Source organism: Gluconacetobacter tumulicola, from assembly GCF_014174215.1.
Lineage (GTDB): Bacteria > Pseudomonadota > Alphaproteobacteria > Acetobacterales > Acetobacteraceae > Gluconacetobacter > Gluconacetobacter tumulicola.
On record NZ_JABEQL010000005.1, the window covers coordinates 180,921 to 203,369 of the forward strand.

Below are 22,449 nucleotides of genomic sequence, written 5' to 3' on the forward strand. Positions count from 1 at the left end.
TCGTTCTGGAGTGCATATGCTGAAAGAGGCCGATTACCATGACTGAAACATCCGGGCGCGTGTCCGAAACGCCCGTCGAGCCGCTGATCCTTGACCGCTGGTCGCCCCGCGCCTTTGTCGCCGCGCCGATTCCCGAGGCGGATCTGCTGGCCCTTCTCGAGGCCGGTCGCTGGGCACCGTCCGCCTATAATTCCCAGCCATGGCGCTTTCTCTACGCGCGTCGGGACACACCCGATTGGGAACGCTTCCTCTCCTGGCTGATTCCGTTCAATCATTCCTGGGCCCAGCACGCCTCGGCGCTGGTCTATGTCGCCTCGCACACCATCACGGCGGGCAAGGCCGAGCCGGTCCCCGCCCCGACCCACGCATTCGACGCCGGTGCGGCGGCCGTTCTGGTGCAGCTCCAGGCCGCCCGCGCGGGTTGGGCGACCCACCCGGTCAGCGGGTTCGACAAGGAGGTCGCGCGCGCGGGCCTGGAACTGCCGGACGATTATGCGCTGAACGCGGCCATCGTCATCGGCAGGCAGGGGCCGGCCGACATCCTGCCCGAAGGGCTGTGCGCCCGCGAAACGCCGTCCGGCCGGCGGCCATTGTCCGAACTGGCCTTCGCAGGACGGTTTCCCGCCCAGACGGACGCATAGGCCCATGATGCTGGCCGGGTATCCCCGGCCAGCAGGGTTTTCAGGGCTGCCGCCCGAACAGGGCCGTCAGGCTGGCCGATCCCAGCGAATGGCTGTGCAGAAAAAAGCCGACCATCGCGCCGGACGCGTCGCTGGGCACGCTCAGCGTCTCGGTATCCAGCGCGTGGACGCTAAAGATATAGCGGTGCGCGGGGCCCGGCGGCGGGGCGGCGCCGCCATAGACGTTGCCGCCGAAATCGGTGCGGGTCATGAACGCGCCGTCCGGCAGGTCGGCATCGCCCGATCCGGCGCCGGCGGGCAGGCTGCTGACGCTGGCGGGAATGTTCACCGCCACCCAGTGCCACCAGCCCGAGCCGGTGGGGGCGTCGGGGTCGTACATCGTGACGGCGAAGCTGCGCGTGCCCTCGGGCGCGCCGCTCCATGCCAGCGGCGGCGAGATATTGCCGCCGCGATAGCCCATCCCGTCGAAGACCTGCGCGTCCGGCAGGCGCTCGCCGTCCTTGAAGGCGCGGCTGGTCAGGGTGAATGTCATCTCGGTCTGTCCTTCGTTGGCGGGGACGTTACCAGTTCTTGCTGACCATCCAGAATTCCTCCGACGTCAGGGTGATGACGGCACCCCCGGCGGGGGATTCGGCGGCAGCTTCGGCCAGGGCGGCGATGCGCTGGACCATCAGCGTCTTGCGGACATGGGCTTCGGATGTCTCGTCGCTGCCTTCCAGCACGCTCAGGGCGGATTTGCAGGCACGGGCGACACGGGCGGCATCAAGCGCGGCATAGGACATGGTTCAGGCTCCGATTTGCAATGTGGGGGCGGGAGGCCCCAGAATGAAAGGCTGCCATTCTGACCGGCGGCGGCGCCACTGTCCAACCGTCGCATCGTGCCGGCGCGTTATGCTGGCCACGCGGCGCCGGATTCCGTAAACGGTGCGTCCGATGAGTGACCAAGTCTCCGATTTCGATTTCGACCTGCCCCCCGCCCTGGTCGCCGAACATCCGGCGCGGCCGCGCGATGCCGCGCGCCTGCTGGACATCATGCCGACCGGCCCGTTCCATGACCGGGTGGTGCGCGACCTGCCCACGCTGCTGCGGCCGGGCGACCTGCTGGTGGCCAATGACACCGCCGTCATCCCGGCACAGCTCGACGCAAGGCGGGGCGAAGCACGGATCGGCATCACGCTGGACCGCATCCTGCCGGACGGGACCTGGCACGCGCTGGCCCGCAACGCCCGCCGGCTGCGCGCCGGCGACGTGCTGACCTTTCCGGGTACGCCCAACACCGCCGACATCGTATCCCGCGATGACGAGGGCGGGGTGATCCTGCGCTTCGATACCGAGGGCGAGGCCTTCGACGCCTTTCTCCAGAAGGCCGGCGTACTCGCACTGCCGCCCTACATCGACCGCCCCCAAGGACCCACCGAACAGGACCGGCAGGACTACGCCACCATCTTCGCCGCCCATCGCGGTGCCGTAGCCGCCCCTACCGCCGGCCTCCACTTCACCCCCCAGCTTTTGGCGGCCCTGGACGCGGCGGGCGTGGAGCGCTGCACCCTGACCCTGCATGTCGGTGCCGGGACCTTCCTGCCGGTGCGGGGCGACAGCATCGCCGGTCACCGCATGCATGCCGAACGCGGCGTGATCACCGAAGAAACGGCGGAACGGCTCAACCGCACCCGCCGCGCAGGCGGCCGGATCGTCGCCGTCGGCACCACGTCGCTGCGCCTGCTGGAAAGCGCCGCCGACCCCGACGGCACGATCCGCCCCTTCGATGGCGACACCGCGATCTTCATCCGTCCGGGCTACCGCTTCCGGGCGGTGGACCTGCTGATGACCAATTTCCACCTGCCGCGCTCGACCCTGTTCATGCTGGTCTGCGCCTTTGCCGGATATGACAGGATGCGCGACGCCTATGCCCATGCCATCGGCACGGGGTACCGCTTCTATTCCTATGGCGACGCCTGCCTGCTGGATCGCGCGTCGACTCCCGAGGGGACGGGCGCATGAGCACCGCATTCCGCTGGGTTGAGCAGGCCCGCTCCGGCCGCGCGCGGGCCGGGCACCTGCATACCGCCCATGGCACGGTGCCGACGCCCACCTTCATGCCCGTGGGCACGGTCGGCACCGTCAAGGCGATGACGATGGACGCCGTGCGCTCCACCGGCGCCGGTATCGTGCTGGGCAACACCTATCACCTCATGTTGCGGCCGGGAGCGGAGCGGGTGCGTGCCCTGGGCGGGCTGCATCGCTTCATGGACTGGCCGGGGCCGATCCTGACCGATTCGGGCGGCTTCCAGGTCATGTCGCTGGGCCCGCTGCGCAAGCTGGACCAGGACGGGGTAACGTTCAGTTCGCATATCGACGGCTCCAAGCATCGGCTGACGCCTGAGCGCTCGACCGACATCCAGCACGCACTGGATGCCACAATCACCATGTGCTTCGACGAATGCCCGGCCCTGCCGGCCGCGCCCGAGGTGATCGCACAGTCCATGCGGATGTCGATGCGCTGGGCCGCACGCTGCCGCGAAGCCTTCGTGCAGCGCCCCGGTTACGCCCAGTACGGCATCATCCAGGGCGGCACCGAGGCCGAATTGCGGGCCGAAAGCGTGCGCGCCCTGACCGGGATCGGCTTCGAGGGCTATGCCATCGGCGGGCTTGCGGTGGGCGAGGGGCAGGAACTGATGTTCTCCACGCTGGACGCCACCACCCCGCTGATCCCGTGGGACAGCCCACGTTACCTGATGGGGGTGGGTACGCCAGACGACCTGCTGGGCAGCGTCGAGCGCGGGGTGGACATGTTCGACTGCGTCATGCCCACCAGGGCGGGGCGCACGGCGCGTGCCTATACCGAGCGCGGCACGCTGAACCTGCGCAATGCGCGGCATGCGGTGGATTTGCGCCCGATCTCGCCGCATTGCGACTGCCTGGCCTGCACGCGGCATAGCCGTGCCTATCTGCACCATCTGTTCCGTGCGAACGAGATCCTGGGGCCGATGCTGCTGACGTGGCACAATCTGGCCTATTACCAGCGCCTGATGCGCGGGATCCGGTCGGCAATCGTCGAGGGCTCGCTGGACGCGCACGCGGCGTGGCTGCGCGCGCAATGGGCGATGGAGGACTGGACCCCGGACGAGATGCCACCGCCCGATATTCCACCGGTTCCCTGATGGAGCAAGGCCTGCTGCCCGGCCGAGCTGTCGCGCTGCGCGACGCCATTCGCGACAAGGCGCTGGCGCTGGGCTTCGATGCGGTGGGATTCTGCGAGGCCGCGCTGGGGGATGGCACCCGGCAGCGTCTGGCTGATTTTCTGGCGGCGGGCCATCATGGCGCGATGGACTGGCTGGCCGAGCGGGTAGAACAGCGCGGCGATCCGCGCGTTCTGTGGCCCGAGGCCCGGAGCGTGATCGCGCTGGGTCTGTCCTACGCCCCGCCCGGCGACGCGCTGGCGACGACGCATCTGGCTGACCGGGGGAATATCTCGGTCTATGCCCGTCATCGCGACTATCACGATGTGGTCAAGGGCATGCTTAAGCATCTGGCCCAGTTCGTGGTGGCTCAAGGTGCGCGCGCGGGAGCCGCGCCCGAGGTCAAGGTCTTCGTCGATACCGCGCCGGTGATGGAAAAGCCTCTGGCCGAGCAGGCTGGGTTAGGCTGGCAGGGCAAGCACACCAACCTGGTCTCGCGCCGGCATGGAAGCTGGCTGTTCCTAGGTGAGATCTATACCACCCTGGTCCTGCCGGCATCCGATGCTTCGGGTGGCCGATGCGGGTCGTGCCACCGCTGCCTGGAGGCCTGCCCGACCGACGCCTTTCCCGCACCGTACCAACTGGATGCCCGGCGCTGCATTTCGTACCTGACGATCGAGAATCCCGGACCGATCCCGGAGCAATTCCGGGTGGCGATGGGGAACCGGATCTACGGTTGCGACGATTGCCTGGCGGTCTGTCCCTGGAACCGCTTTGCCACGGAGTCGCGTCACATGAAGCTGCGGGCGCGCGAGGATCTGACGGCGCCACGCCTGGCTGAACTGGCGCTTCTGGACGATACGGGGTTCCGCGCCCTGTTCTCGGGCTCGCCCGTCAAGCGGATCGGCCGCGACCGGTTCGTGCGCAACGTGTTGGTGGCTATTGGCAATTCGGGTCATGCGGCCCTGGAGCCAGTGGCGCGAGACCTGTGTGATGATTCGAACGCCGTGGTGGCCGAGACCGCACGCTGGGCGGCCGGGCGGCTGGCCGGATGAGCGGCGGCCTGGTCAAGCGCAGCCTGATTCTGTCCGGGCATCGGACCAGCGTGGCGCTGGAACCCGAATTCTGGGCGGCGCTGGAACGCATGGCGCGCGCGCGGGGGCTTGGCCTGCCAGCGCTGATCGCCGGTATTGACACCGCGCGCGATCCGGCGCGGCCATTGGCGTCCGCCCTGCGGGTCGCAGCGTTGCATGCGGCGCAGGCACGTGCTGATTTGGGGGGGACGCCGCACGCGTGCTAGACCATAGGTGGTCCGGACATCTGGGCGGGAAGAATGGCGATCTGGGGTAAATTATTCGGTGGTGTGGCGGGGTTCGCGGTCGGCGGCCCCATGGGCGCCGTGCTGGGCGCGGCGCTTGGTCATGCGGCGGATAACGGATCGATCCTGGAAACGCCCGTCGGCGGCTGGACCGACCGCTGGGGCCCCCGAATGAATGCCGACCCGAATGGGGCGGCCACTTTCGTGGCGGCCAAGCTGGCCTCGGTGATGGGCAAGCGCGACCAGCTCTATGGGCTGGTGATGGTCGTGTTATGCGCCAAGGTCGCCAAATGCGACGGACCGGTGAACCGGGCCGAAATCGACGCCTTCAAGCGCCGGTTTCAGATCCCTGCCGAGAACGCTAGCGATGTCGGCCGCCTGTTCGATCAGGCGCGGCAGCGGGTCGATGATTTCGAATCCTTCGCCGTCGAGTTGGGCCGGGCGTTCCACGACAAGTCTGAGATGCTGGAAGAGGCGCTCGCCGTCCTGTTCGGCATTGCCCGCGCCGATCTGGGACCGGACGAGGCACTGCATCCGGCGGAAATCCGTTTCCTGCGACGGGTGCACCAGGCCTTCGGCCTCGGCCCCGGGGCGTGGGACCGTGCCGAATCCGGCGGCGCGCGGCCCGATGTGAGCGAGATCGACGCCTATGCCGTGCTGGGCGTGGCCCGCAATGCGACGGACACCGAAGTGCGCGCAGCCTGGCGTGTCCTGGTGCGCGAACATCATCCCGACGCCATGACGGCTCGAGGAGCCGACGAGGCGGCGTTGGAGGCCGCGGCCGGGCGGATCGCGCAGATCAATGCGGCATGGGACCGGGTTAAGCGCGACCGGAAGCTGTAGCCCGCCTGACCGTCGCAGCCACCGTATGGGCCAGTGCCTGATAGGCCTGGCCGGCGGGGCTGTCGGGGGCCGAGATGACGATGGGGGCGCCGGCGTCAGCGCTGGCGCGGATATCGGCCAACAGTGGGATTTCACCCAGGAAAGGCACGCCCAGCGCCTCGGCCTCGGCCCGGGCGCCGCCATGGCCGAACAGGTCCGTGCGGTGGCCGCAGTTCGGGCAGCAGAAATAGGACATGTTCTCGACCACGCCCAGTACGGGGACGTTCATCTTCTCGAACATCGCGATCCCGCGCCGGGCGTCGAGTAGCGCGATATCCTGCGGGGTGGAGACGATGACCGCGCCTGCCAGCGAGACCTTCTGCGCCAGCGTCAGTTGCGCGTCGCCGGTGCCGGGGGGCATGTCCACCACCAGCACGTCCAGTGCGCCCCATTCCACGTCGCTCAGAAGCTGACCCAGCGCGCCCATCACCATCGGGCCGCGCCAGATCATCGCCTGCCGTTCGTCCACCAGCAGGCCGATGGACATGGCGCGGATGCCCCACGCCTCCAGCGGCGCCATGCGGCCCTCGCGGACCTGGGGCGGTTGGTGCAGGCCCAACATGCGTGGCAGGGAGGGGCCGTGGATATCGGCATCGAGCAGGCCGACGCGCAGCCCCTCCATCCCCAGCCCGACGGCCAGGTTCACGGCGGTGGTGGACTTGCCGACGCCGCCCTTACCCGAGGCCACGGCGATGACGGTGCGCACCTCAGGCAGGATCGGCCCCTGCGCGGGGCGACCGCCGGGGCCGCCCAGGTTCAGCGGCCGGTGGCCGCCGCCCGGTGCGGGCGCGGGGGCGGATGCGGGGCGATGGGCTGTGAGGATCACACTCGCGGTACTGACGCCGGGCAGGGCGCGCAGCGCCTGTTCGGCCGCCGGAAGCAGGGGCTGGATGCGTCCGGCCGCCGCCCGGTCGGTGGTCAGGGCGACATGCAATGTCCCGTCGCGCAACATTGTCGTATCCAGGGCCGCATGGTCCAGGATCGTCGATCCGTCCGCGTCGCGGACCTGGTGCAGGATGTCGGTGATCTGCGCCGGCGTGGGTTCCGTCATGGTCAGTCCTTCCCTGGCGGCCGCGCGGGGCGTGGTCGCGTCGTTGCCCGGACATAGGCGAAAACCGTCTGCGCGCAAATCGGAATGGTCGCACGGGCATGTTCGGGGCATATGTAAGAAATCGCAACGGGACTGGAGTGGCGGGCGGTTCCGCTCCATTTGTCGAAAGACGCCGCATGTTGCGGCGGACAGGAGAACCGGCTGATATGACTGCATCCGCGCCTCGCCCGCAGGTTTCGTCCGGGTCAGGACAAGGGGCGACGGTGCCTGTGAGGCCGTCGGGGGGCCGGCGAGACCATCGGATCGATGCACTACGCGGCGTCGCGCTGCTGATGATGTTCGTCGACCATATTCCGCAGAACGTGCTGAACCGCTTCACGTTGCGCAATGTCGGCTTTGCCGACGCGGCGGAGATCTTCGTGCTGCTGGCGGGCTATGCCTCGTGGCTGGCCTATGGCCGGAATTTCCAGCGGGTGGGACTGCGTGCCGGTGTGGGCCGGGTGTGGCGGCGTTGCGCGCGGCTGTATGTTTTCCAGGCCGTCATGGTGGTGGTGACAACGGCGACCATCCGTTACTGGCGTGCCTTCTGGCCGGTGCCTGTCGATTTCCTCGAACCCGAACTGGCGCATGGGCTGAGTTCCTTCTGGCGTGTCATGTTCCTCGACGCCCTGCCCAGCAATCTGAACATTCTGCCGCTCTACATGGTGCTGCTGGGTGTCTTTCCGCTGATCTACCTGCTGATCCGCACGAGCCTGCGGCTGACGCTGGCGCTCAGTGGCGGCCTGTGGCTGTTGATCAATCTCGACCCCTCGATCAATTTCCCCAACTGGCTGGACCCGGACGGCTGGTATTTCGACCCGTTGGCCTGGCAGTTCCTCTTCACTCTGGGGGCCTGCGGCGCCGTGGTGGCGGGGCGGCACGACGGCAGCCTGCCGCGCCGGGGCTGGCTGCGCTGGGCCTGCGGTGTCTATCTGGCGGTCTCCGCGCTGGAGGCCTTTCCCTGGCAGCAATGGGGCCTGCCCGACCTGCGGCCCTTCGCCCTGACTGCGCCGGACAAGAGCGTGCTCGCGCCGCTGCGGCTGCTGGACGTGCTGGCGATCTTCTATCTCGTCCAGTCCTCGCACGGTGTGCGCGGTGCCGCCGAAGGGCGCATCGGGCGGGTCATGGCGCTGTTCGGGCGCCATTCGCTGGAAGTCTTCTCGGTCGGGACGGTGATCGACCTGTATGCCCGGCTGGTCTTTACCTCCTTCGGGTCCGGCTGGATGCTGCAGATCGCGGTGAATGTGATCGGATTCACGATCCTGTGGGGCCTGGCGGCGGTTCTCGACCGGGTCCGTGTCAGGCAGAAACAACTTCAGGCGGGACGCGCTCCGGCGGCTGAGGTGCGCGGCAATCCGGCGCCCGCCGCGACCGTGATGGAAAGAGCCCATTGATGAATGATGCGACCGACCTTCCGCCCTCTCCTGTCCTGCCGCGCCTGACCGATCGGCTGCGGCGCGGCCAGAAGGTGCGCGTGACCCTGTTCGGGTCTTCAACCACCGAAGGGATCGGCGCCAGCAGTCCGGAACATGGATTCGCCGCAGTTTTTGAACGCAGTCTCGCCCCCTTCGTGACTGGCGGGCTGACGGTGATCAATCGCGGAATCGGCGGCAACGGCGCGCAGGAAATGCACGATCGGCTGCCCGGCGTGCTGGCCGACGAGGCGGATCTTGTGATGTGGCAGACGGGCAGCAACGACGCCTGGCAGGGCGTGAAGCTGGAAACCTATGAGGACCTGACGCGCCAGGACCTGCTGACCACCCGTGGCACGGGGGCTGATCTGGCGCTGATCGACCCGCAATATTGCCGCATGCTTGAGGAATGCGCAGCCTTTCCGCCTTTCGTCCCGGCCGTGCATCGCATCGGGGCGGAATTGGGGATCCCGGTCTTCGGGCGCTATGCCCGCATGAAATCCTGGTGTGCGGAACTGGGCATGGACCGTGACGAATTGTCGCCCGACGGGCTGCATATGGGTGACCAAGGCTACCTGCTGCTGGGGGAGGCGGTCGCGCGGTGGCTGGTGGAGCTGACGGGGGCGCCGGTGGGAGCGTTCGCGCACGGCGGGTGATTGCCGGTGGGACGGTCCGCCCTTCCGATTTGGGCGCGATCATGCTCTAGGATAGTCGGATCACGACGACCTGCCTGGTGGAAGCGCTTTACCCCATGTCCCTGCCTGTTCCGGTTTCCCATCGTCCGTTCGCCGCTGTCGGGCTGGCGGCGGCTCTTTCCCTGATCGCGGCGGGGGGTGCCCGGGCTGAACCCGCGATGGTGGCATCCCCGCAAGTTGATGCCGCGCCGTCGATCCGCCTGCCCGCGCCGGGCCGGGGTACCCCTGACAGTTTCGCCGACCTGGCGGCGCGGCTGCTGCCGGCGGTGGTCAATGTCTCGACGACCGAGACGGTCAAGCCGGGGGACGATGAGGGGGATTCGGAGGGCGATGGCGAGGACGCGCCGCAGATCCCGAATTTCCCCGAGGGGTCACCCTTCGAGAAATTCTTCCACGACTTCATGAGCCACCAGAACGGCCCCGAGGCCGCGCCGCGCAAGATGCAGGCCCTGGGATCGGGCTTCATCATCGATGCGTCGGGGATCGTTGTCACCAACAACCACGTCATCCGGCATGCGGACCAGATCACGGTGACGCTCCAGGACAATACCGTGCTCAAGGCCAGGCTGCTGGGCCATGACGACCGGACCGACCTCGCGGTACTGAAGGTCGAGACGCCTCACCCGCTGCCGGCCGTGTCCTTCGGCGACAGCGATCATGCGCGGGTTGGCGACTGGGTGTTGGCGATCGGCAACCCGTTCGGCCTGTCGGGCACGGTGACGGCGGGCATCATCTCGTCGCGTGGCCGCAATATCGAGCAGGGGCCGTATGACGATTTCATCCAGACCGATGCGCCGATCAACAAGGGCAATTCGGGTGGCCCGCTGTTCGACATGCAGGGGCAGGTGATCGGGATCAATACCGCGATCTATTCGCCGTCCGGCGGGTCGATCGGCATCGGGTTTTCGATCCCCTCGGCCGAGGCGCGGGGAATCATCGATCAGCTGCGCCGCACCGGCAAGGTCTCGCGCGGTTGGATCGGCGTGCGGATTCAGGACGTGACGCAGGATATCGCCGATGGGCTGGGGCTGAAGGCCGCGCACGGCGCGCTGATCGCCGGTGTCGAGGCCAAGGGGCCGGCCGCCGCCGCCAAATTGCAGGTCGGTGACGTGATCCAGACGCTGAACGGCAAGGATATCGACGGTCGCGCCCTGCCGCGCCTGATGGCCGATACCGCCCCCGGACAGGTGGTGAAGCTGGGCGTCTGGCGGCATGGCCAGGTGGTGACGGCCTCGGTCACGGTCGGTGCGTTGCCGGAAGACCCCAAGGAAGCGCCGGCACCCAAGCCCGATACCAAGGCGCAGGGCAGCGTGCAGCTTCAGGGGCTGGGCCTGACCGTGGGGGCAATCGACGACGTCGCCCGTCAGAAATTCAATCTGGCCGAAGGGCAGAAGGGCGTGGTCGTGACCAGCGTGGCCCAGGACGGCGCGGCAGCGGACCGTGGTTTGCGCGCCGGAGACGTGATTACCCAGGTCCAGCAGGCGGAGGTTGCCACACCCGCCGACCTGCGGCGCCTGGTCGATGCGGCGCGGGCGAAGCACCGGCGGTCGATCCTGTTCCTGGTCCAGAACGGCGATGGTCTGCGTTGGGTGCCTCTGTCGCTGGCGGACGACGCGAAATAAATTCCGTGGCCGCATGATGGAGCATGACGCCATGACGGCGGGCGTACCGGCCGCGCCGCCGCCCGCGCGCTGGGCGACGATTCGCCGGCTGCTGGAGCCACGGGGGGCCGAGATCCGCCAGGCAGCGCGCCTGCTGGTGTCGGTTCTGCTGTCGGATCTTCTGGCGCGGGCGGTGCATCTGCATGAGCCGGTGTGGTCGGTGATCACCTCGGTCATCGTCACGCAGAGCCGCATCACCCAGACCCTGACCACCGGGCGCGACCAGATCGTGGGCACGCTGGTGGGCGCGGGGGCGGGCCTGTTCGCCATCCTGCTGGTCCAGACCGGGACGATGCCGGGCTGGCTGGCCTTCTGGCTGGCGCTGACACCGCTGGCGCTGCTGGCGGCAGCGCGGCCGAACCTGCGCTTTGCCGCCGTGACGCTGATGATTGTCCTGTTGTTTCCCATCAGCGGCGACCCGTTCCTGCGGCCGCTGGACAGGATCGCCTCGATCCTGATCGGCGTCGTGACCTCGCTGGTGGTCACGATGTTCGTGCTGCACGATGCGGCGCGGGGTGATGTGCTGACCGCCTCGGGCCGGCTGATTGCCGATATCGCGGATCTGCTGGACCGGGCGTTGCGCGGCGAACTTGACCATGACACGATCGAGACGATCGACGAGGCCTGCCGCACCCATCTGCAGGAAATCTACGGCGCGGTGGCCGAAACCCGGGTGGAGGGGCTGCGCGTCCTGCGCCGGCGGCCCGATCCGCTGCTGGATGTTCTGCCGGGTCTGCTGCGGCGCCTCCGGGGCAGCGCCGTCTTCGCCGCCCGGGCGGCGACCGAGGCCGGGGAATTGCCGACCGTGGATGCCGCGCTGGATGCCGAACGCCGGGCGCTGGCGCGCGTGCTGTCGCAGCTTTCGCGCCGCTGCGCCCGTGCGGCGCGCGGACGCCGGCTGATCGCGCGGGAGGATGCGGCGGCGGTACTGGCCGTGCTGCACCCGCCGGGCCCGTACTGGAGCCCGCCCATGCAGTTTACGTTGGGGATGCTGCATGACGATCTGGAGCGCGCGGTTCGGGCGGTCTGGTCTGATGGTGCGGCGCTTCCATATTCAGAGGTGAATAAAAGCGGAGGGTAGGCGCCATGCTGAACCGGACGATGTGAGCGCTCTGCCGGATGGTGTATCGGCCCCAGCCTATGATCCGGCCACCATCGGAACCGGCATCGTGCATTTCGGCGTTGGCAATTTCTTCCGCGCGCACGAGGCCTTCTACGTTGATCGCTGCCTGGCGCTGGCGGGACAGCACGGGTGGGGTATCGTCGGTGTCGGCCTGATGGCGGGCGGGCGTTCCGAACGCAAGGCCGAACAGTTCGCGGCGCAGGATTGTCTCTATTCCCTGACCGAGGCCGCCCCGGACGGTGGGCGCGCGGTGCGGGTGATCGGTGCCCCGCGTGGGTACCTGCTGGCCCCTGCCGACCCGAAGGCGGTGCCGGACCTACTGGCCGACCCGTCGGTGCGCATCGTCAGCATGACGATCACCGAGGGTGGCTACAATATCGACGAGACGACGGGGGAATTTCGCCTGGATCATGCTGCGGTGCGGGCCGATCTGGCCGGCGGCGCCCCGCCGACGACAATCTTCGGCTATGTTGTCGAGGCTCTGGCCCGGCGCCGGGCCGCCGGGGTGGGGCCGTTCACCGTGCTCTCCTGCGACAATCTGCGCCATAATGGGGATGTCGCGCGGGCGGCGTTCCTGGGTTTTGCCAGGGCGCGCGATCCGGACCTCGCCGCCTGGATCGAGGCGCATGTCACCTTCCCCAACGGCATGGTCGATCGCATCACGCCGTCGGTGGATGATGCGATTGCCGGCGCGCTGAATGCCGCCAGCGGGCTGGACGACGCGTTGCCGCTGGTGGCCGAGGATTTCACCCAATGGGTGGTGGAGGACCGGTTCTGCGCCGGCCGGCCGGCGCTGGAAGAGGCTGGCGTCCAGTTTGTCACCGATGTGACCGGTTATGAGCACGTGAAGGTGCGGATGCTGAACGCGTCGCATATCCTGCTGGCCTTTCCCGGTATCCTGCTGGACTACCGCCAGGTGGATGAGGCACTGCGCGACCCCGATCTGGCGCGGCTCGTCAATGCCTATCTGGAACTGGATGTGATTCCGCGTCTGGACGCGCCGCCGGGACGGGACCCGCAGGATTATCGGCGCAGCGTGCTGCGGCGCTTTTCCAACCCAGCGATGGCGGATCAACTGCTGCGGATCGGCGGCGATGGATCGTCCAAGATCCAGGTTTTCTGGACCGAGACGGTACGGTGTGCGCTGTCAGATGGTGGAGATCTGCGGTGTATCGCCTTTGGCATCGCCGCCTATCTGGAAGCGCTGCGTGGGGTGGACGAAACGGGCGTGCCATACACGCCCACCGAACCGACGCTGGACGCCGCGCAACTGGAACTGGCGGAGGCCGAAGATTTGGGTGCGGCCCTGGCCCTTCCGGCCTTCGATGGCTGGCGCGATATTCAGTCTCCCGCGCTGACCGATGCCATCGTCGCCGCCCGTCGGGCCATTCGTGACATCGGTGTGCGGGCCGCGCTGGTGCAGTATGGCGGCCTGCCGGACTGATGGCTTTGCCGGGGCGCTGTGTCAGGCGGGATGTACCGCGCGGATCATCAATCGCGCCTTGGGGTCATAGCTGGCCAGGATCGTGGCGGCCTCGGGCAGGTCGATCGGGGTGAAGCCGACCCGCAGCCAGTAGGCTCCGGCGCTGCCGGTGGCGATCAGCGCGATCCGGCACAGGCCGGCCTGTGCCGCGCGTTGGGCCAGGATCGCCAGCGCGGCGCTTGGGGCGCCCCGGCCCCTGGCATCGGGCAGCAGCGCGATATCATGCAGGTACCAGCAATCCGGACGTGCCGGCAGCGCGCCCAGCGCGCAATCCAGCGCCGGCGGGGCGGCGGCGCACCAGGGATGGCTGAGGACATAGCCCTCGGGTCCCGTGCCGCCATCGAGGAGCAGGCAGCCTGAGGGGCATAGCGCCAGTCGCTCGGTGAAGACCGCCGCACCCTCGGGATAGGCGGGATGCACCTGCGCCGCGATATTGAGCACGGCGGGCAGGTCGTCCGGGCGCATGGCGCGCCAGCTTGCCTGGCGGGGCCCGAGTGGAGAGGGGGTGGTTGGCATGGGCGGTAAAAACGCTCTCGACAGGCAGGCGACAACTCCAGCATAGCATGCGGCGCGCGGGCGGATAGCGCCGGGAATGTATCGAGATTGGAGACGGTGCGGGATGGAGGATACGCGTCTGACGGTGCGGATCGACGCGCATGACGCGCCGTTGCTGGGTCATGGCAAGATCCGCCTGCTGGAAGCCATTGGTGCAAGTGGCTCGATTTCCGGTGCCGCGCGGGCGATGGGCATGTCCTATCGGCGTGCGTGGCTGCTGGTCGAAGCCATGAACGCGGCCTTCTTGGAACCGGTGGTCGCGACCCGTCCGGGCGGCGGCGGCGGTGCCGAACTGTCGCCGGCGGGGGCTGAAATCCTGCGCCTGTATCGCGAGGTCGAGGAGCGGGCGGCACAGGCGGCCCTGCCGGCCCTGCGGGAGCTGGCCGCGCGCCTCGCGCCGCGCTGAAGGGAGTCTGTCGCACTGGTGATTTCGCGTTTGGGAATTGTAACAGCGCGCCGCAATATGGCCACAGGCCTTTGTCATAAATAAAAGATTGCCTGTATGGCAGGAGAGTGCCGGCGCGGTGGCGCCGGTGGCAGATCATAGACGGATGGCGCCGCGGGGTGCGGCGTTCGGGGAGTTGGGATGTTAAGACGCGATCTCGTGAAGACCGGGGCGGGTGTGTCGCTGCTGTCGCTGCTGGGGGCAGGCGCGCGCGCGGCCCATGCCGACGTGCCGGGCGCCCCCGCGCCGACCGGGGCCTTCGATGCCAGCACGGTGCGGCGGATCGCCGAACGCCTGTCGCGCAGCGCCTATCGCGCGCCCGAGCAGACGCTGCCTTCGGCGATCGATTCGCTGAATTTCGACCAGTACCGCTCGATCGCCTATCGCGAGGATCAGGCGCTGTGGCACGGCCAGAATCTGGCCTTCGACGTGGAGTTCTTCCCGCGCGGGTTTCTCTACCGTCCGCGCATCGAGATCTATGAGGTCGCGGACGGCAAATCGTCGCCGGTGCCCTACAGTCCCGACCTGTTCACTTATGGCGACCCGAAGCTGAAGGTCGCGGATAATGTGGGTTTTGCCGGGTTGCGGCTGCGCTATGCGATCAACACGCCGGGCGTGATGGAGGAATTCTGCGTCTTTCTCGGCGCGTCCTATTTCCGCGCGGTGGCGAAGGGGCAGAATTACGGCCTGTCGGCGCGGGGTTTTGCCGATGGAACGGGTAATCCGAAGGGCGAGGAATTCGCGCTGTTCCGCGCCTTCTGGCTGGAGAAGCCACAGCCGGGCGTCGATTCCGTGGTCGTGCATGCGCTGCTGGACAGCCCCTCGGTCGCGGGGGCCTTCAGCTTCACCATCCGCCCGGGTGACATGACCGTCTTTGACGTTCAATCCTACGTGTATCCGCGCACGAAGATCGACGAGCCGGGCATCGCGCCGCTGACGGGCATGTTCTATTTCGACGCCAACGACCGCAATCATGTCGATGACTGGCGCCCCGCCGCGCATGACAGCGAGGCACTGTCGATCTGGACCGGCAGCGGCCAGCAATTGTGGCGGCCGCTGCGCAATCCGCGCGACCTGCAATTCTCGGCTTTTTCGGACAATTCGGTGCGCGGCTTCGGCCTGATGCAGCGCAAGCGTGCCTTCGCCGATTTCGAGGATCTGGCGCTGAATTACGAAAAACGTCCGTCGCTGTGGATCGAACCGATCGGTGACTGGGGCGCCGGTGCGGTTGATCTGGTGGAAATTCCAACGCCGAACGAGGTGAACGACAATATCGTCTCGTTCTGGCGTCCGGGCGGCGGGCTGGCGGCGGGGAAGGAATATGCCTTTACCTATCGCATGTACTGGGGGTGGGATACACCCTGGCCGACCCGGCTGGCGCGGATTGCCGCCACCCGCGTGGGCGCGGTGACCGACGATCCGGCCGCGCGGTTCTTCGCGATCGATTTCAGCGGCGCACCGTTCGACAATCTGCCCCCCGATGCCAGGTTCCATCTGGTGCCCAGCAGTTCGGCCGGCACGATCCGCAATGTTGTGGTCGAGCCTGATCCGGCCATCCATGGCTGGCGCACGACATTCGAATTCGCGCCCGGTGACGCCAAGATCGCCGAGCTGACCTGTGTTCTGGCCAATGATGCGGGGCCGGTATCCGAGCAATGGACCTATCGATGGACACCCTAGGCGAGAGCGCGCGGACGGGCGCGGACGGCGGGTTCGGGCGTGGACCGGGCGGCGGCGGCTTTCGCGCCCTGCCTGACGAATCCCCGATGGGGATGGCGACGCAATCGCTGTCGGCGCTGCCGCTGACGCACGGCCGGCCGCGTACGCCGGTGACCGAACCCGCGCTGATGGCGCTGCGGCGGCTGGCGGTGATCGGTTCGGCCACCCTGCTGACGGCTTATGGCGCCTACGAGATGAACCGGGTGCTGAACTCGGCGGGCTATTCGGTGCTGGGCGTGGTCGTGCTGGTGCTGTTCGTGCTGCTGTTTCAGTGGATTGCGCTGGCCTTCGCCTCCGCCTTGGGCGGTTTCGTGTCGCTGTTGCGGCATGGCGGACTGGGGCTGGGGATTGCGCGGGAGGGGCCGTTGCCTTCGCTGTCCAGTCGTACCGCCCTGCTGATGCCGACCTATAATGAAAGCCCGGGGCGGGTAATGGCCGGGCTGCGCGCCATGTATGACAGCCTGGCGGCGACGGGCCGGCTGGAATCGTTCGATTTCTTCATCCTGTCCGACACCACCAATCCTGATGTGTGGGTCGAGGAAGAGGCCGCGTTCCTGGCCCTGCGGGCCGCGACGGGTGGGGATGCGCGCATCTTCTACCGTCGGCGGCCGGTGAATACCGAGCGCAAGGCGGGCAACATTGCCGAATGGGTGCGCCGCTTCGGCGGGGCCTACGCGCAGATGCTCACGCTGGATGCCGACAGCCTGATGGCGGGCGCAACGGTGGTGCGCATCGTTGCCGCGATGGAGCGCCATCCGGGTGTGGGCCTGATCCAGACCCTGCCGGAAATCGTCAACGGCACCACGCTGTTCGCGCGCATGCAGCAATTCGCGGGCCGGGTCTATGGACCGCTGATCGCCCACGGCATTGCCTGGTGGCACGGCGCGGAGGGCAATTACTGGGGGCATAATGCGGTGATCCGCACCCGTGCCTTCGCCGAGCAGGCCGGTCTGCCGCACCTGCCGGGGCGCAAGCCCTTCGGCGGCCATATCCTCAGCCACGATTTTGTCGAGGCCGCGCTGATGCGCCGGGGTGGCTGGGCCATCCACATGGTGCCGGGCCTGTCTGGTTCGTACGAGGAGAGCCCGCCCTCGCTGACCGACATCGCGATCCGCGACCGTCGCTGGTGCCAGGGCAATCTGCAGCATGCCAAGGTGGTGGGGACGCGCGGCCTGAACTGGGTCAGCCGGATGCATATGCTGATGGGCATCGGCTCCTACGTTACCTCGCCGATGTGGCTGCTGTTCCTGCTCGCGGGTATCCTGATCTCGCTGCAGTCCCGCTTCGAGAAGCCGGAATATTTCGGCGACACCAAATCCTTGTATCCGAACTGGCCGCACGTCGATCCCCAACAGGCGAAATACGTGTTCATCGTCACCATGGGGATCCTGCTGGCGCCCAAGCTGCTGGCCTATGTGGCGCTGCTGTTCGATCCGGCGGCGCGCCGGGGCTGCGGCGGGGCGGTGCGGGCGGCGCTGTCGGTGCTGGTCGAGACGCTGATCGGCGGCCTGGTTGCGCCGGTGGCGATGCTGATCCAGACCTCTGGTGTGCTGTCGATCCTGCTGGGGCGGGATTCGGGTTGGAATGCGCAGCGGCGTGACGATGGCGGGGTGCCGTTCATGGAGACGGTGCGGGGCTACTGGGTCTATACGCTGTTCGGCCTGGTTCTGGGCGGATGTGCGTGGAGCGTGTCGATCCCGCTGTTCCTGTGGATGACGCCGGTGCTGCTGGGGCTGGTCTTTGCCATCCCGCTGGCGGCTGCGACCAGCAGCCGCGATGCCGGACAGGCGCTGCTGCGTGTCGGGCTGCTGCTGATCCCCGAGGAGACGTCGCCGCCGGACATCCTGCGCCGCGCCGCCGCCGCCAATGCCGCCCGGCCGGAGGCCGAGGGGGGCGAGGCGATCCATCTGCTGCTGGCCGACCCGGCGCTGATGGCGGCGCACCGCGTGATGCTGCCGCCGCCGCGACGGCCCGGCGACCCGATCAATCCCGATCTGCTGGTGGGCTTGCTGAAACTGGCGGAAAGCCCCAATGCCGACAGCGCCGCTTTGCGATTGGGGCGGACGGAAAAGGCTGCGGTGCTGGGCAGTGCGGATGGTCTGGCGCGGCTCGACGCCCTGCGGGGCAGTGGGTTGCGCGCCTGAATGATGGGGCAGGATGCGCCAGCGTCCTGCCCCTGACGGCTGTTTACTTCGACGGCGCGGCGGGCTGGTCCAGCGCCATGCAGGCGCGGGTCAGCTTGGGGTCGTTGCCGTTCTTTTCACACAATGCGGTGGCGTCTGGACTGCAGGACTGGACTGCGGTTTCGAAATCCGTTTCCAGCACATCACGCGCGACCCCGACATCGGGATCGTTGGTCCGTTTCTGTTCGGCTTCCAGCGTGTCCTGGGTCTTGTGCAGTTCGGTCAGGGCGTCGACGCATGGCTGGCTGGTGGCGTTGGGGTCGCTTTGCAGGACCGCGACCAGTTTCTGTAGTTCGACCGTGGTGGAGGACGGCGCCCCCTCCTCATCGTCCTGCGCGATCGCGGGAGAGGCGGCGAGGATGCCGGACAGGAACAGGATGGCCAGCCGGCCGGGATGGGTGATCGTCACACTGGGCATTCCACTGGCGCGAGGCCCCGGGGACGCGACGCGTGCTGCTCGACAGCGATCCCGTGCTTTCCCCGGGGGGCGCCGGGCCAGTCTGGCGGCGGCGCCGCGGGATCGGCGGGACTATGGCAGGAAGTGCCGATGGACGAAAGGGTGCCGGGCGCGACGCCCGCCTGCGCCCCGCGATGCTTTCAAGGGGAAGGTGGATTGTGGGCGGCGTAGTTCCGCAGCAGAAGGGCCTGGATGTCCTCATCGGGATTGCCCAGCCAGCTTTGCAGGAACGGATGCTGCGCGTCGGGCCGGACATGCAGCAACCCCCAGGCGGCGTGGCCATCGGCCGCGAAAACGATATCGAGCTGGTTGTTGCCGCAATCGTGCGGCTTGCACAGATGCCCCAGAAGATAGGCGTGGCCGCCGGTTGCGACCTGCGTCACGGGCGTCGACGTGGCCTGTCCGCGACTGATCCAATCCGGAAAGCGCTGCATGACGACATAGGCCCGGCGATAGGCGGCCTCGAGCAGCAGGTCGGCGGTTTGCGGCGGTTCGGTCGCCCTGGCGGGATGGTCGATCAGAAGCAGGGCAATGGAGCAGGCATGGATGAGACGCGTAAGACGACACGGCACGTCGGCATGGCTCCTGAGATGAAGGTGAGCGTCTTCCGGCGCTGCCTGATACCGGCACGCCGTCAGATTCATGCCAAAACCTTCGGCTGCCCGAGGTCACAGGACGCTTATCCGGGCGCGAAGTTTAAAATATTCTTCCCGTAGCCCATTTTTGGGGAGGAAACGTAAAGCGGGGCTACCCGTGGCAGGGTGCGTCCGTCTGGTGTAGGATCGCCCCATCAGCCGCGTGCCGGCGCACCGCCCGTTCAGGAATATCGTCCCCGCCATGCGCCAGCGTTTCGCGCCCTCGTCTGTCTTGCCCCGGTTACCGAATCCGAAAAAGCTCAAGCTCGGGGTGCTGGTCGTGCTTGCCGTGGCTTATGGCGTGCTGTTCGCGACCTTGTCGCGGCATCCCAAGGCGCCGCCCAAGCCGCGTTACACCGCCATTCCGGTGGCGGTGGTCAAGACCGCGCCACAGATCGGGGCCGCCCCGCCGGCGCCTTCCGTGCAGCTTCAGCCGGTGCCGACGGTCGAGGTTCCGCAACCTCGCCTGACGATCCGCTGAAGCGGCGGGCCGCCGCCGGCCCGCTTTCCCGATCGCGTTTTCAGGCCGGCGCCTGGCAGACATCGACCCAGATGGCCTCGGTCAGTTCGGCCAGCCGGTCGGGCGACAGGCGCACGGCGCTGTTGATCGCGCCGGCGGCGGGAATGACCGTTTCGAAAGCGCGCAGCGATACGTCGCAATAGACCGGTAGCGGGGCGGGCAGCCCGAACGGACAGACGCCACCCACCGGGTGGCTGGTCAATTGCTCGACCTCCGCGCGGTCGAGCATGCGCGGCTTGTGGCCGAAGGCATCCTTGGTCTTGCGATTGTCCAGCCGGGCGGTGCCGGCCGCAACCACCAGCACCACCTGTTCGCCCAGTCGCAGCGAGATGGTCTTGGCGATCTGCGCGGGATGCGTGCCGTGCGCGGCGGCGGCCTCGGCCACCGTTGCGGTCGGCTGGTCCAGTTCGATGATGGCCAGGTCGGGCGCGCGCTCGGCCAGGAAGGCGCGGACGGAGTCCAGGCTCATCGGGCGGAATGGGGAAAGGGGGTGGACATGGGCAACGGCTCCTTGGGCATCCCTGACGCGTCTCGCGCCGTATCCTGGCCCGTCTGCCAGATGTCGTCGAGTGCGGGGGACTCATGCCTCCCGGTCGCCGCCGAACAGGCGGAACATCGGGCCGGTCAGCACGGTTGAGATCACGGCCAGCAGCATGAGCGAGGCAAAGGCGAAGTTGGAGACCATGCCGCGCTGGTGCAGGATGGTGGCGGCGACGATTTCCATCAGCCCCTTGCATTGCAGCAGGGCCCCGGCCGCCAGCGCCCGCCGGCCGCGGAGGCCGGGTGACGGCGGATACAGCCAGACCGCGCCCAGCTTGCTGGCGATCGACACCCCGACCAGCAGCAGCGACGCCAGGATGGAGGGAAAGGTCAGGGCGCGGCCGTCGATATGCATGCCGCTATGGCCGAAGAAGAGTGGCGCGAGCCAGACCAGCGCCAGGCTGCCCACCTGTTCGACCGGCAGGCGACGTAACCAGCGGGGCGGCATCAGCGCGCCGGCGGCATAGGCGCCGATCAGCTCATGCAGGCCCAACTGCATGCTGGCCCATGATCCGGCCGCGAGCCATACCGGCAGCACCGCCCAGATCAGCCAGAGGGGCGGTGCGGGAAAACGGCGGGTTGCCCAGCCGCTGACCACCACCATCGCGCCCAGCAGCATGACCGCCAGGATCTGGAGATGGCTCCATCCATGCAGCGCGGCGGAGCCCTTGGCCGCGAATTGCAGCGCCGCCAGCCCGGTCCACAGCGCCATGTCGTCCACGACGGCCAGCCGCAGCGCCAATTGTCCGACCCCCCGTTCGGTGGGGGCCAGTTCGCGGACGATGCCGATCAGGACCGGCAGGGCGCTGACGGCGATGCACAGGCCGATCGCCATGGCGCCGACCCAATTCTGCCCGTCCGGCGCCTGCCAGTCTGGCTGGGGCATCAGCACCGCATGGACCAGCAGCGTGCCGATGCCGAACGGTATGGCCAGGGCGACGAATGCGCTGCCCAGTAGCCGGGGCAGGGAGGTTTCCGGCATGGCGGTCGATGGGTCCTCGCCGGGGTGCTGCCACATTTCCAGCCCGGCGGTGAAGGCCAGGATCAATACGGCCACCCAGCCGATCAGGTCGCCTGTGGCGGACGGCACGCCAAGCCGATCGACGGGCCAGCCCGTCACGGCGATCAGGATACCCACCACGATCGGCAGCACCGCGATCGGAATCGTCCGCCCCAGCAGGCGCCAGGCCAGCCAGGGAACCATCACGAATACGCCGAAATCCGCGATGACATTCATGCCGTCCGTGCGACTCCGCGTGCTGCTGACCGTTATCTATGCGTTCCATGCATATATTAAATGATGTTCAGGGATCAATCGGGGACGATGGCCGGGCCGTTGACCGCCCGTGCCCGCATGGCGGGCGACCCATGCGGCTGGCCCGGTTCTGCCATACGATGGACCTATTCCCGCCATGACGGCATGGTTCCGTGCGCTGTAGTTACAGAATGTGAGAATCGATTGATGACGATCCGGAAATCCCTGCTTGCTCTTGCCCTGCCCATGACCGTTCTGGCGGGTGGGCTGACCACCGCCATGCCGGCTGCCCGCGCGGCGGATGACGCCTGTACCCAGTCCCGCAACCAGTCGACGGCGCCGGGATGGGATGTCGCCGGTCGCCTGGCCCAGCGCGAGGATTGCCTGGCGGGCCGTGGCCGTGCCTATCGCGATGGGGTGACGAACGGCGTGCAGCAGCGGGTACAAAGCGGTCGCGATGCCGTCGACGCCGTGCGCAATACGCCGCAGCGCCAGATGGACCGTCTGCGCAACGCCGGCACGACCGAACAGAACCGTCTGAATGCGCTGGGTCAGCAGACGCGGACGAACGCAGCCAACATGCTGACGGGAGGGTTGTAAAAGACTGCGATGACCCGCCCGGATCGTGTGATCCAGGCGGGTCACCGTTCTGCCGG

General features: G+C 67.8%; 24 protein-coding genes. 16 read left to right on the forward strand and 8 right to left on the reverse strand.

Features of this window, described 5'->3' with window-relative positions; genetic code table 11:
• The first annotated feature begins 38 nt into the window (after nt 1-38).
• Entirely contained in the window at nt 39-641 is a 603-nt protein-coding gene (locus tag HLH29_RS05795; RefSeq protein WP_182965001.1) for a nitroreductase family protein, read from the forward strand.
• Between the two features lie 40 nt (nt 642-681).
• Here HLH29_RS05795 and HLH29_RS05800 read toward each other — a convergent pair whose 3' ends face one another.
• Both HLH29_RS05800 and HLH29_RS05805 read right to left on the reverse strand, forming a co-directional pair.
• Nucleotides 682-1,173, reverse strand: a complete 492-nt coding sequence (locus HLH29_RS05800; protein WP_182965002.1) for a kinase inhibitor — start codon at nt 1,171-1,173, stop codon at nt 682-684.
• 28 nt (nt 1,174-1,201) lie between these two features.
• Nucleotides 1,202-1,423 (reverse strand): hypothetical protein, encoded by a 222-nt coding sequence (locus tag HLH29_RS05805; protein WP_182965003.1) that lies wholly within the window; start codon nt 1,421-1,423, stop codon nt 1,202-1,204.
• 151 nt (nt 1,424-1,574) lie between these two features.
• Here HLH29_RS05805 and queA point away from each other — a divergent pair, with 151 nt between their 5' ends.
• The 5 genes from queA to HLH29_RS05830 are packed head-to-tail and all read left to right on the forward strand — an operon-like array spanning nt 1,575 to nt 5,981.
• Entirely contained in the window at nt 1,575-2,642 is a 1,068-nt protein-coding gene (queA, locus tag HLH29_RS05810) for a tRNA preQ1(34) S-adenosylmethionine ribosyltransferase-isomerase QueA (RefSeq protein WP_182965004.1), read from the forward strand.
• The gene (gene tgt, locus HLH29_RS05815; RefSeq protein WP_182965005.1) at nt 2,639-3,802 is read left to right on the forward strand and encodes a tRNA guanosine(34) transglycosylase Tgt; all 1,164 of its coding nucleotides are present in this window, start codon (nt 2,639-2,641) and stop codon (nt 3,800-3,802) included. The genes queA and tgt overlap by 4 nt, the downstream gene beginning before the upstream one ends.
• The gene (gene queG / locus HLH29_RS05820; protein WP_182965006.1) at nt 3,802-4,875 is read left to right on the forward strand and encodes a tRNA epoxyqueuosine(34) reductase QueG; all 1,074 of its coding nucleotides are present in this window, start codon (nt 3,802-3,804) and stop codon (nt 4,873-4,875) included. Before tgt ends, queG begins: the two co-directional genes overlap by 1 nt.
• On the forward strand, nt 4,872-5,120 hold the full coding sequence (locus HLH29_RS05825) for a ribbon-helix-helix domain-containing protein (protein WP_182965007.1): 249 nt from the start codon (nt 4,872-4,874) through the stop codon (nt 5,118-5,120). Before queG ends, HLH29_RS05825 begins: the two co-directional genes overlap by 4 nt.
• 33 nt (nt 5,121-5,153) lie before the next feature.
• The gene (locus tag HLH29_RS05830; RefSeq protein ID WP_182965008.1) at nt 5,154-5,981 is read left to right on the forward strand and encodes a TerB family tellurite resistance protein; all 828 of its coding nucleotides are present in this window, start codon (nt 5,154-5,156) and stop codon (nt 5,979-5,981) included.
• Here HLH29_RS05830 and HLH29_RS05835 read toward each other — a convergent pair.
• A complete protein-coding gene (locus HLH29_RS05835; protein ID WP_182965009.1) occupies nt 5,959-7,071 on the reverse strand; it encodes an Mrp/NBP35 family ATP-binding protein in 1,113 nt (370 codons plus the stop codon). The genes HLH29_RS05830 and HLH29_RS05835 overlap by 23 nt on opposite strands.
• Nucleotides 7,072-7,277: 206 nt before the next feature.
• Between HLH29_RS05835 and HLH29_RS05840 the strand changes: the two genes are divergently transcribed.
• From HLH29_RS05840 to HLH29_RS05860, 5 genes are all read left to right on the forward strand, one after another.
• Nucleotides 7,278-8,504, forward strand: a complete 1,227-nt coding sequence (locus HLH29_RS05840) for an OpgC family protein (RefSeq protein ID WP_182965010.1) — start codon at nt 7,278-7,280, stop codon at nt 8,502-8,504.
• Nucleotides 8,504-9,178: an SGNH/GDSL hydrolase family protein gene (locus HLH29_RS05845; RefSeq protein WP_182965011.1), complete on the forward strand. Its 675-nt coding sequence runs from the start codon at nt 8,504-8,506 to the stop codon at nt 9,176-9,178. The genes HLH29_RS05840 and HLH29_RS05845 overlap by 1 nt, the downstream gene beginning before the upstream one ends.
• 95 nt (nt 9,179-9,273) lie before the next feature.
• Complete coding sequence (locus HLH29_RS05850; protein ID WP_182965012.1) at nt 9,274-10,839, forward strand: DegQ family serine endoprotease; 1,566 nt, start codon at nt 9,274-9,276, stop codon at nt 10,837-10,839.
• 31 nt (nt 10,840-10,870) lie between these two features.
• On the forward strand, nt 10,871-11,959 hold the full coding sequence (locus tag HLH29_RS05855) for an FUSC family protein (RefSeq protein WP_246373838.1): 1,089 nt from the start codon (nt 10,871-10,873) through the stop codon (nt 11,957-11,959).
• Complete coding sequence (locus tag HLH29_RS05860; protein ID WP_182965050.1) at nt 11,943-13,445, forward strand: mannitol dehydrogenase family protein; 1,503 nt, start codon at nt 11,943-11,945, stop codon at nt 13,443-13,445. The genes HLH29_RS05855 and HLH29_RS05860 overlap by 17 nt, the downstream gene beginning before the upstream one ends.
• Nucleotides 13,446-13,466: 21 nt before the next feature.
• Here HLH29_RS05860 and HLH29_RS05865 read toward each other — a convergent pair whose 3' ends face one another.
• On the reverse strand, nt 13,467-14,000 hold the full coding sequence (locus HLH29_RS05865) for a GNAT family N-acetyltransferase (protein ID WP_220791384.1): 534 nt from the start codon (nt 13,998-14,000) through the stop codon (nt 13,467-13,469).
• Between the two features lie 103 nt (nt 14,001-14,103).
• Here HLH29_RS05865 and HLH29_RS05870 point away from each other — a divergent pair, with 103 nt between their 5' ends.
• The 3 genes from HLH29_RS05870 to mdoH all read left to right on the forward strand — a co-directional run bounded on the left by HLH29_RS05870 (nt 14,104) and on the right by mdoH (nt 18,347).
• Nucleotides 14,104-14,445, forward strand: a complete 342-nt coding sequence (locus HLH29_RS05870) for a winged helix-turn-helix domain-containing protein (protein ID WP_182965014.1) — start codon at nt 14,104-14,106, stop codon at nt 14,443-14,445.
• Nucleotides 14,446-14,625: 180 nt separating this feature from the next.
• The gene (locus HLH29_RS05875) at nt 14,626-16,164 is read left to right on the forward strand and encodes a glucan biosynthesis protein (protein ID WP_182965015.1); all 1,539 of its coding nucleotides are present in this window, start codon (nt 14,626-14,628) and stop codon (nt 16,162-16,164) included.
• A complete protein-coding gene (mdoH, locus tag HLH29_RS05880) occupies nt 16,152-18,347 on the forward strand; it encodes a glucans biosynthesis glucosyltransferase MdoH (RefSeq protein WP_275944154.1) in 2,196 nt (731 codons plus the stop codon). The genes HLH29_RS05875 and mdoH overlap by 13 nt, the downstream gene beginning before the upstream one ends.
• Before the next feature lie 43 nt (nt 18,348-18,390).
• Here the strand turns inward: mdoH and HLH29_RS05885 are convergent, their stop codons facing one another.
• Entirely contained in the window at nt 18,391-18,795 is a 405-nt protein-coding gene (locus tag HLH29_RS05885; protein WP_182965017.1) for a hypothetical protein, read from the reverse strand.
• Nucleotides 18,796-18,983: 188 nt separating this feature from the next.
• Nucleotides 18,984-19,415, reverse strand: a complete 432-nt coding sequence (locus HLH29_RS05890) for an Ivy family c-type lysozyme inhibitor (protein ID WP_338030181.1) — start codon at nt 19,413-19,415, stop codon at nt 18,984-18,986.
• Between the two features lie 265 nt (nt 19,416-19,680).
• Here HLH29_RS05890 and HLH29_RS05895 point away from each other — a divergent pair, with 265 nt between their 5' ends.
• A complete protein-coding gene (locus tag HLH29_RS05895) occupies nt 19,681-19,959 on the forward strand; it encodes a hypothetical protein (RefSeq protein ID WP_220791385.1) in 279 nt (92 codons plus the stop codon).
• Nucleotides 19,960-19,999: 40 nt separating this feature from the next.
• Here HLH29_RS05895 and HLH29_RS05900 read toward each other — a convergent pair whose 3' ends face one another.
• Both HLH29_RS05900 and HLH29_RS05905 read right to left on the reverse strand, forming a co-directional pair.
• Nucleotides 20,000-20,467 carry a YbaK/EbsC family protein gene (locus HLH29_RS05900; protein ID WP_182965019.1) on the reverse strand — a complete coding sequence of 156 codons (468 nt, stop codon included), beginning with the start codon at nt 20,465-20,467 and terminating at the stop codon, nt 20,000-20,002.
• Between the two features lie 111 nt (nt 20,468-20,578).
• Nucleotides 20,579-21,775, reverse strand: a complete 1,197-nt coding sequence (locus tag HLH29_RS05905; protein WP_182965020.1) for a cation:proton antiporter — start codon at nt 21,773-21,775, stop codon at nt 20,579-20,581.
• A 225-nt stretch (nt 21,776-22,000) separates the two neighbouring features.
• Between HLH29_RS05905 and HLH29_RS05910 the strand changes: the two genes are divergently transcribed.
• Nucleotides 22,001-22,393: a hypothetical protein gene (locus HLH29_RS05910; protein ID WP_246373840.1), complete on the forward strand. Its 393-nt coding sequence runs from the start codon at nt 22,001-22,003 to the stop codon at nt 22,391-22,393.
• Nucleotides 22,394-22,449: the final 56 nt, after the last annotated feature.

Coding starts and splice junctions, on each gene's coding strand:
- HLH29_RS05865 (WP_220791384.1), bottom strand. CDS start 14,000: ATGCCAACCACCCCCTCTCCACTCGGGCCCCGCCAGGCAAGCTGGCGC.
- HLH29_RS05850 (WP_182965012.1), top strand. CDS start 9,274: ATGTCCCTGCCTGTTCCGGTTTCCCATCGTCCGTTCGCCGCTGTCGGG.
- HLH29_RS05795 (WP_182965001.1), top strand. CDS start 39: ATGACTGAAACATCCGGGCGCGTGTCCGAAACGCCCGTCGAGCCGCTG.
- HLH29_RS05805 (WP_182965003.1), bottom strand. CDS start 1,423: ATGTCCTATGCCGCGCTTGATGCCGCCCGTGTCGCCCGTGCCTGCAAA.
- HLH29_RS05870 (WP_182965014.1), top strand. CDS start 14,104: ATGGAGGATACGCGTCTGACGGTGCGGATCGACGCGCATGACGCGCCG.
- queG (WP_182965006.1), top strand. CDS start 3,802: ATGGAGCAAGGCCTGCTGCCCGGCCGAGCTGTCGCGCTGCGCGACGCC.
- HLH29_RS05825 (WP_182965007.1), top strand. CDS start 4,872: ATGAGCGGCGGCCTGGTCAAGCGCAGCCTGATTCTGTCCGGGCATCGG.
- HLH29_RS05910 (WP_246373840.1), top strand. CDS start 22,001: ATGACGATCCGGAAATCCCTGCTTGCTCTTGCCCTGCCCATGACCGTT.
- HLH29_RS05905 (WP_182965020.1), bottom strand. CDS start 21,775: ATGAATGTCATCGCGGATTTCGGCGTATTCGTGATGGTTCCCTGGCTG.
- mdoH (WP_275944154.1), top strand. CDS start 16,152: ATGGACACCCTAGGCGAGAGCGCGCGGACGGGCGCGGACGGCGGGTTC.
- queA (WP_182965004.1), top strand. CDS start 1,575: ATGAGTGACCAAGTCTCCGATTTCGATTTCGACCTGCCCCCCGCCCTG.
- HLH29_RS05830 (WP_182965008.1), top strand. CDS start 5,154: ATGGCGATCTGGGGTAAATTATTCGGTGGTGTGGCGGGGTTCGCGGTC.
- HLH29_RS05845 (WP_182965011.1), top strand. CDS start 8,504: ATGAATGATGCGACCGACCTTCCGCCCTCTCCTGTCCTGCCGCGCCTG.
- HLH29_RS05895 (WP_220791385.1), top strand. CDS start 19,681: ATGCGCCAGCGTTTCGCGCCCTCGTCTGTCTTGCCCCGGTTACCGAAT.
- HLH29_RS05840 (WP_182965010.1), top strand. CDS start 7,278: ATGACTGCATCCGCGCCTCGCCCGCAGGTTTCGTCCGGGTCAGGACAA.
- HLH29_RS05875 (WP_182965015.1), top strand. CDS start 14,626: ATGTTAAGACGCGATCTCGTGAAGACCGGGGCGGGTGTGTCGCTGCTG.
- HLH29_RS05800 (WP_182965002.1), bottom strand. CDS start 1,173: ATGACATTCACCCTGACCAGCCGCGCCTTCAAGGACGGCGAGCGCCTG.
- HLH29_RS05855 (WP_246373838.1), top strand. CDS start 10,871: ATGACGGCGGGCGTACCGGCCGCGCCGCCGCCCGCGCGCTGGGCGACG.
- tgt (WP_182965005.1), top strand. CDS start 2,639: ATGAGCACCGCATTCCGCTGGGTTGAGCAGGCCCGCTCCGGCCGCGCG.
- HLH29_RS05835 (WP_182965009.1), bottom strand. CDS start 7,071: ATGACGGAACCCACGCCGGCGCAGATCACCGACATCCTGCACCAGGTC.
- HLH29_RS05900 (WP_182965019.1), bottom strand. CDS start 20,467: ATGAGCCTGGACTCCGTCCGCGCCTTCCTGGCCGAGCGCGCGCCCGAC.